Origin of the sequence: Chthoniobacter sp., from assembly GCF_040003245.1 — a bacterium.
Classification (GTDB): Bacteria; Verrucomicrobiota; Verrucomicrobiia; order Chthoniobacterales; family Chthoniobacteraceae; genus Chthoniobacter.
Genome location: NZ_JBDUCX010000315.1, coordinates 1 through 7,016, shown reverse-complemented (window position 1 = coordinate 7,016; position 7,016 = coordinate 1). Strand labels below are relative to the sequence as shown.

Here is a 7,016-nt window from a genome sequence, read left to right as displayed (position 1 = left end):
CGAGCAGATTTTTTACATGCAACAGCGCGGCCTCACCGAAGCGCAGGCGATGAGCCTGAGCGTGAACGGTTTCGTCAACGATCTCGTGCGCCAGTTTCCCATGGAATACAGCGTCGAGCTCAAACGCCTGATCGACCTGGAAATGGAAGGCTCGGTCGGTTGATCGACTGCGCTGTGCATCCTTTCGCCGCCTGAATTCATGAGCACCGCTTTGCTGGAAGAAGACATGACAGAAACGCCCGCCGCGCCCGCCCGACTCCTGAGCGCCGGCCCCGCCGCCCCCGGGCAGGAACCCGCTTGGGAACAATTCACGAAGATCCCGTGGCCGACGCGCACGGACGAACACTGGCGCTTCGCCAACGTCAAGGACCTGGACCTCGGCGCCTACACGCTACCGCAGCCGATCGACGACGCCACGCGCGAGGATTTGCTGGCGCGCAGCCGCGGCATCGAGTCGAGCGCCGGGCGCATGGTCTTCGCCAACGACCAACTGCTCTCGCGGGAAGCCTACTCGGAGCAATTGAACCAGCTCGGCGTGGTCTGGCTGCCGCTCGAGCAGGCGCTGGTCGAGCATCCGGATTTGGTGCAGCAGTATTTCATGCGCGAAGAGGCGATCCTCGGCGGGCAGAAGTTTGCCGCGCTGCATGCTTCGCAAGTGCGCACGGGTATGCTGCTCTACGTCCCGCGCGGTGTGGAGATCGATCTGCCGATCGAAGCATTCCACTGGCTGCACGGCGACAACGGTTCGTGCTTTCCGCATACCCTCATCATCGCCGAGGAGCGGGCCAAGGTGACGGTCGTGGATTACTACGAGAGCGCCGACGGGAATGCGCCCGGCCTGGCTTGCGCGGTCAACGATCTCTGGCTCGGGGCCGGGGCCAGCGTGACCTATGTCTGCGCGCAGAACTGGAGCCGCAAGGCTCTGGCTTTTCAAATCAATGCGACGGTCGTGGGCCGCGACGCGCATGCCCGCACGCTTTTCGCCCAGCTCGGCACGCGCCATCTGCGCAGCGAGAGCGTGAGCCATCTCCGCGGTCCCGGCGGCCGGAGCGACATGCTCGCCCTGACCGTGGCGGACGAGGCGCAGGAAATCGACGCGCGCACCTTCCAAATCCACGAGGCACCGCACACCGCCAGCGACCTGCTCTACAAGAACTCGCTGGACGACAGCGCGCGCACCATCTTCTCCGGCCTGATCCGGGTGGATCCCGGCGCGCACCAGACCGATGCCTACCAAAAGGTGCGCAATCTTCTGCTGAGCGACGAAGCGGAGGCCAATAGCGCGCCCGGTCTCGAAATCGAGGCCAACGACGTGCGCTGCACGCACGGTGCGACCAGCGGCCAGATCGAGCAGGAAGAGCTGTTCTATCTGATGTCGCGCGGCATCTCAAAGCGCGCGGCGCAGAAGCTGATCGTCCACGGATTCCTGCAAGAAGTCGTGGAGCGGCTCGACCAGCCGGCGATCGGCGCGAAACTCGCGCAGTGGGTGCAGGCGAAATTTGCCGCCCGCCCTTAAGGCGAACAAATTCGGCGGAACGCTGTCGAACGATTAAGTGCCTACTATGTTTCCCCAGAACCTCCGCAGAATCGCGCTGATTTTCTTTTTTTGTGCCGCATCCGGCATGGCTTCGGCCGCCGATTGGCCGGACTGGCGCGGGCCCCTGCTCATCAGCTTCGGCAACCAACTGAAGGAAATCCAGACCAAGCTGGAGAAGGCGCCGAATTCGCCGATGCTCCATTCGCAGCGCGGAGATCTCTTTTTGTTCCTCGGCGACTACACAGACTCCATCGCCGATTTTCAGAAGATGATCGAGCTCGATCCCACCCAGGATGCGCAACATTGGCGCCTCGGGATTGCCTATTATTTCGCCGGGCAGTATGCGAAAGCGCAGAAGCAGTTTGAGAAGTATCACTCCTTCGACGGCCATGATCGCGAGAATGGAATCTGGAAGTTCCTCGCCCAGGAAAGGATCGATGGCGTGGCCAAGGCACGAGCGGAAATGCTGACCTATACGGAATTCGACCGCGAACCGTTTCCGGCGCTTTACGAGATGTATGCCGGCAAGCGCACGCCCGATGAAGTGCTGGCGGAAATGGACAGCAAGGGGCTGACCAAGGATCCGCTCGTGGCGTTTGACGGGTACTATTACACCGGCTTGCAGGAAGCGCTGCTGGGGCATCGGCCGCGGGCCATCGAGCTCCTGCGCAAGGCGGTCGATATCATGCCCGGGCCGGAACACGTCTATATGTGGAATATCGCGCGGCTCCAATGGGAGCGCCTGCTCAAGGAACAAGCGGCGCAACCATAACGCCCTACGCGAAACGCACTTCCTTGCTGAGCATCTTGTCGCCGTCGAATTCGAACCACGCGGCGAACTTGCGGCCACCGAGCACCTCGGGCAGCCAGTGCTGGTCGTCCTCCCACATTTCGGCGTAGGGGATTTGGTCGAAATCGAACCACATGGGCGTGGCCTCGACCGTCTCGATGAGATCGCCGGTGAACCGGCGGGCGAGGAAGACGGTGCAATGCAGGCTGTAGCCGTCGGTGAATTGAAAATGGAGCACGCCGCGCTCCTCGAGCTCCGACGGCGTGACGCCGATCTCTTCCTGCGCTTCACGGATGGCCGACTGCAGCGCGGTCTCCCCCGGTTCGATCTTGCCGCCGGGACCGTTGATCTTGCCGGCGCCGAGGCCGCGCTTTTTCCGAATGAGCAGCACACGGCGGTCCTGCACGATGAAGCAGAGATTGGCTCGCTCGCGCGGCTGCCAGCCAGGCCAGATGGCATCCTCAGTTTCGGATTGCGGATTTTCGATTTCGGATTTTGGAGTTTTCAGCGTTGATTACGCGAGATGAATTCCACCCTCGCCCTCCGCATCGCCGCCCTCACCGGATTTCTCGCTGTCGCCATGGGAGCCTTCGGAGCTCACGCCTTGAAAGTGACCTTTCTCGAGAATGGGCAGGGGCACGTTTGGGAAACGGCGGCGCATTACCATCTCGTGCACGCGGTGGTTCTTCTGGTGCTGGCCCTGCGCAAGGAAGTGGCGCGATTGCCTTTTGCCCTGTTTCTGGCCGGCATCACCATCTTCAGCGGCAGTCTCTATCTCCTCGCGGCGACGAATGTGCGGTGGCTGGGTGCGATCACGCCGATCGGTGGGCTCTGCCTGCTCGCCGGCTGGCTGGTGCTGGCGTTCGGACGCCCTAGCGCTGCGTCGTAAGCTTGGCGCCGTCGCCGCCCCGCGCCTTGCCGGCCGCTTCCAGTGCGGCCCTGGCTTCCTTCTGGTAATTCTCGTCGTCGCTGTCCTGGGCGCGAATGCCCAGCGTGTTTTGCCACTCCTGCAAGGCGAGATCGTTCCGGCCCATCTGCTTGTAGACGTGGGCCAGTTCGGCGTGGTGCTTGAGCCGCTGCGGAGCGATCTCCAGCGCCTTCTTGAAGCAGCGCACGGCTTCTTCGTTGCTCGCCTTGGGCATGCCGCCGTAGACGATCGAAGCCAACGCCTTGAGCACGCCGCTCACATTGGCCACGCCCGCTTCCCAGCGCCCGAGCACATGCCAGGCAAAGTCATCGGTCGCGTCGAGCTCGATGGATTTCAGCGTCTCGTCATGGATGACCTTGGAATACTCCAGCTTGGTCTTGTTGCCCACGAAGTCGGTCATGTGCCCGTAGCTGACCGCGAGATTGAGATGCGCCTTGGCGTTCTTCGGGTCCGCCTCCAGGGCGCGGTTGCCATAGTCGAGCGCGAGGCCGGCGATGCGCTTCGCATTGTCCTCCGGCTTGGTGACATCGATCAGGTCGCCGTACTGCTTGGAGATGCGCAGGAGCACGCCGACATTGCGCGGCTCGATGGCCTCCGCCGCGCGCAAGCTGGTCAAGGCCGCGCGGGGCTTGCCTTGTTTTTCCGCGAGATCGCCCTGCTGGACGAGCGAGGTCACCCGTGGGTCCTCGGCGAGGACTTGCATCGCGAACAAAAGCGGAAGAACAGCGAGCGATTTCACGGCTTCCTGAATAAATAGCAGCTTTCGTGAGCGGTGCCCGCCTTCTTTTGTGAAATTCCAAAAAAAGCAGCTTTAGCTGGCTTACGAGACCGGGACGCAGGCGCAGAAAAGGTTGCGGTCGCCCCAGACGTTGTCGATGCGACCGATGGACGGCCAGAATTTGTGCTCGCGCAACCAGGGCGCCGGGTAGGCAGCCTGCTCGCGGGTGTAGGGATGCGTCCAATCGGCGGCGATCAGCGAGTGGGCGGTGTGCGGGGCGTTCTTGAGGACATTGTCCTTGGGATCGGCAGTGCCGGTCTCGACGGCGGACATTTCGCCATGAATGGCGATCATGGCCGCGCAGAAACGGTCGAGTTCGTCCTTCGATTCGCTCTCCGTGGGCTCGACCATGAGCGTGCCGACGACGGGCCAGCTCAGCGTGGGCGCGTGGAAACCGTAGTCCATGAGGCGCTTGGCCACATCCTCGGCGGTGATCTTGTGGAAGCCGCGGAGATCGAGGATGCACTCGTGCGCCACCAGTCCGTTCGCGCCTTTGAAGAGCACCGGGAAATAGGCGTCGAGCCGATGCGCGATGTAGTTCGCGTTCAGGATGGCAATCTTCGTGGCCTCGGTGAGGCCTTCGCCGCCCATCATGCGGATATACATCCACGAGATGGTGAGAATGCTCGCGCTGCCGAAAGGCGCGGCGGTGATCGCGCCGGTCTTCGTGTCGGGACCCCGGCGCTCGGCGGCGGGAAGAAACGGCACGAGGTGCGCGGCCACGCCGATGGGCCCCACACCGGGGCCACCGCCGCCGTGCGGGATGCAGAAGGTCTTGTGCAAATTGAGATGGCACACGTCCGCGCCGATGCGGCCCGGCGAGGTGAGGCCGACCTGCGCATTCATATTGGCGCCGTCCATGTAGACCTGGCCGCCGTGCGCGTGGATCGATTCGCAAATCTCGACGACCGTTTCCTCGAACACGCCGTGCGTGCTGGGATAGGTGATCATCAGCGCGGCTAGGGAGTCCTTGTGCTCATCGGCCTTGGCCTTGAGATCGGCGAGGTCGATGTCGCCGTCGTCGAGACAGCGCACGCCGACGACTTTCATGCCGGCCATGACCGCGCTGGCGGGATTCGTGCCGTGCGCGCTCGCCGGGATGAGGCAGATGTCGCGGTGTCCTTCGCCGCGCGACTGGTGGTATTTGCGGATGGCCAGCAGGCCCGCGTATTCGCCCTGCGAGCCGGCATTCGGCTCCAGCAGCACGGCGGCAAAGCCGGTGATCTCCGCGAGCCATGCTTCGAGTTTTCGGAAGAGTTCCGCATAGCCCGCGGTCTGGCTGGCGGGCGCGAAGGGATGCAGCGCGCCGAATTCCGGCCAGGTCACCGGCAGCATCTCGCTGGTCGCGTTCAGCTTCATGGTGCAAGAACCGAGCGGGATCATCGACGTGGTGAGCGACAGATCCTTCGCCTCGAGCCGGCGGATGTAGCGCAGCATCTCGTGCTCGGTGTGGTGGGTGTTGAAGACGGGATGGGTGAGAAATTTCGACGACCGATTTTCGATGGGCGAGGGGCCCGCGAGCGCAGCGGCTTCGACATCGAAAGCGAAGGGCACGCCGTTATCGAAGACATTCAGCAAATCCGCGATGTCGTCGGCCGACGTGGTCTCATCGACCGCGATCCCGACGGTGTGCTCATCGAGCTTGCGCAGATTGAGGCCGCGCTCCGCGGCGAGCGAAATGAATAGGTCCGCCTCGCGGTTACCGCGGCTGACGCGCAAGGTATCGAAGAACGGCCCGGCCACTTCAAACCCGAGTTGACGCAGGCCGACGGCGAGCGTCTCGGCGAGCGCATGCACGCGGCGGGCGATCCGCTTCAACCCATCCGGGCCATGATAGACGGCATACATCGACGCCATGACCGCGAGGAGCACCTGCGCTGTGCAGATGTTGCTCGTCGCCTTGTCGCGGCGGATGTGCTGCTCGCGTGTTTGCAGCGAAAGGCGATAGGCCGGCTTGCCGTGCACATCCTTGCTCACGCCGATGAGCCGGCCAGGAAGCAGGCGTTTGTGCGCATCGCGCGTCGCCATGTAGGCGGCGTGCGGGCCGCCGAAGCCGAGCGGCACGCCGAAACGCTGGGTCGAGCCGACGGCGATGTCCGCGCCAAACTCTCCCGGCGGACGCAGCAGCGTGAGCGACAGAATATCCGCCGCGACGATGGCCAGCGCGCCAATCGCGTGGGCGCGCTCGATGAACGGCGCGTAGTCGAGAATCACGCCGGCGGTATCGGGATATTGCAGCAGCACGGCGAAGACTTTTTCCGCGAAATCGAACTGCGCTTCATCGCCGACGATCACCTTGATCCCCAGCGGCTCGGCGCGCGTCTGCACCACGGCGATGGTTTGCGGGTGGCAGCGTTCGCTGACGAAGATGGCGTTCGCCTCAGCGCTTTTGCTCAGCGCGTGGGCCATGTGCATCGCTTCCGCGGCGGCGGTGGATTCGTCGAGCAGCGAAGCGTTGGCGATGTCGAGGCCGGTGAGGTCGATGACCATCTGCTGGAAATTGACGAGCGCTTCCATGCGCCCCTGCGAGATCTCCGCCTGATACGGCGTGTAGGCTGTGTACCAACCCGGATTCTCGAGGATATTCCGCTGGATCACCGGCGGGACGATCGTGCCGCTGTAGCCCTGGCCGATGTAATTTTTGCAAACGCGGTTCTTCGCCGCGAGCCCGCGCAACTCCGCCAGCGCTTCATTCTCCCCTGCCCCGGCAGGCAATTGCAGCGGCCCGCTCGAACGAATCTGCGACGGCACGGCCGCATCGATGAGGGCGTCCATCGTGGGCTGCCCCAGCGCGGCCAGCAGGGCTTCGACCTCCGCTTCACTCGAGCCGATGTGCCGGCGCGGGAAGGTATCGCAAGGAGCGAGTGGAGAGCCGCCCCGCGTAGCGGTGGCCGGCGAAGTCGAGAGCGTATCGTGCATCGGGTGAGGCTAGGAATCGCGGCGGTCGAAGCAAGGGGAATCCCCGTCATAAGGGAGTCTTATC

6 protein-coding genes and 1 pseudogene are annotated in these 7,016 nt (G+C 63.5%); 4 read left to right on the top strand and 3 right to left on the bottom strand.

The window, feature by feature from the left end:
* The 3 genes and pseudogenes from ABJF10_RS28090 to ABJF10_RS28080 form a co-directional block, all read left to right on the top strand.
* Positions 1-163 (top strand): annotated as a pseudogene (locus ABJF10_RS28090) (Fe-S cluster assembly protein SufB); the annotation flags it as partial.
* A gap of 36 nt (positions 164-199) precedes the next feature.
* Complete coding sequence (sufD, locus tag ABJF10_RS28085) at positions 200-1,516, top strand: Fe-S cluster assembly protein SufD (protein ID WP_348547932.1); 1,317 nt, start codon at positions 200-202, stop codon at positions 1,514-1,516.
* 106 nt (positions 1,517-1,622) lie between these two features.
* Positions 1,623-2,309, top strand: coding sequence for a tetratricopeptide repeat protein (locus ABJF10_RS28080; protein WP_348547931.1), 687 nt, complete (start codon positions 1,623-1,625; stop codon positions 2,307-2,309).
* A gap of 4 nt (positions 2,310-2,313) precedes the next feature.
* Here the strand turns inward: ABJF10_RS28080 and ABJF10_RS28075 are convergent, their stop codons facing one another.
* Positions 2,314-2,781: an 8-oxo-dGTP diphosphatase gene (locus ABJF10_RS28075; RefSeq protein ID WP_348547933.1), complete on the bottom strand. Its 468-nt coding sequence runs from the start codon at positions 2,779-2,781 to the stop codon at positions 2,314-2,316.
* 69 nt (positions 2,782-2,850) lie between these two features.
* Here ABJF10_RS28075 and ABJF10_RS28070 point away from each other — a divergent pair, with 69 nt between their 5' ends.
* Positions 2,851-3,216, top strand: coding sequence for a DUF423 domain-containing protein (locus tag ABJF10_RS28070; protein ID WP_348547930.1), 366 nt, complete (start codon positions 2,851-2,853; stop codon positions 3,214-3,216).
* On the opposite strand, the gene ABJF10_RS28065 is transcribed toward ABJF10_RS28070, so the two are convergent.
* Together ABJF10_RS28065 and gcvP are read right to left on the bottom strand one after the other, a co-directional pair.
* The gene (locus ABJF10_RS28065; RefSeq protein WP_348547929.1) at positions 3,200-3,994 is read right to left on the bottom strand and encodes a hypothetical protein; all 795 of its coding nucleotides are present in this window, start codon (positions 3,992-3,994) and stop codon (positions 3,200-3,202) included. The genes ABJF10_RS28070 and ABJF10_RS28065 overlap by 17 nt on opposite strands.
* 81 nt (positions 3,995-4,075) lie before the next feature.
* The gene (gcvP, locus tag ABJF10_RS28060) at positions 4,076-6,952 is read right to left on the bottom strand and encodes an aminomethyl-transferring glycine dehydrogenase (RefSeq protein WP_348547928.1); all 2,877 of its coding nucleotides are present in this window, start codon (positions 6,950-6,952) and stop codon (positions 4,076-4,078) included.
* Positions 6,953-7,016: the final 64 nt, after the last annotated feature.

Excerpts from the sequence above, each read along its gene's own strand:
- ABJF10_RS28080 (WP_348547931.1), top strand. The coding sequence starts at position 1,623 with ATGGCTTCGGCCGCCGATTGGCCGGACTGGCGCGGGCCCCTGCTCATC.
- sufD (WP_348547932.1), top strand. The coding sequence starts at position 200 with ATGAGCACCGCTTTGCTGGAAGAAGACATGACAGAAACGCCCGCCGCG.
- ABJF10_RS28070 (WP_348547930.1), top strand. The coding sequence starts at position 2,851 with ATGAATTCCACCCTCGCCCTCCGCATCGCCGCCCTCACCGGATTTCTC.
- gcvP (WP_348547928.1), bottom strand. The coding sequence starts at position 6,952 with ATGCACGATACGCTCTCGACTTCGCCGGCCACCGCTACGCGGGGCGGC.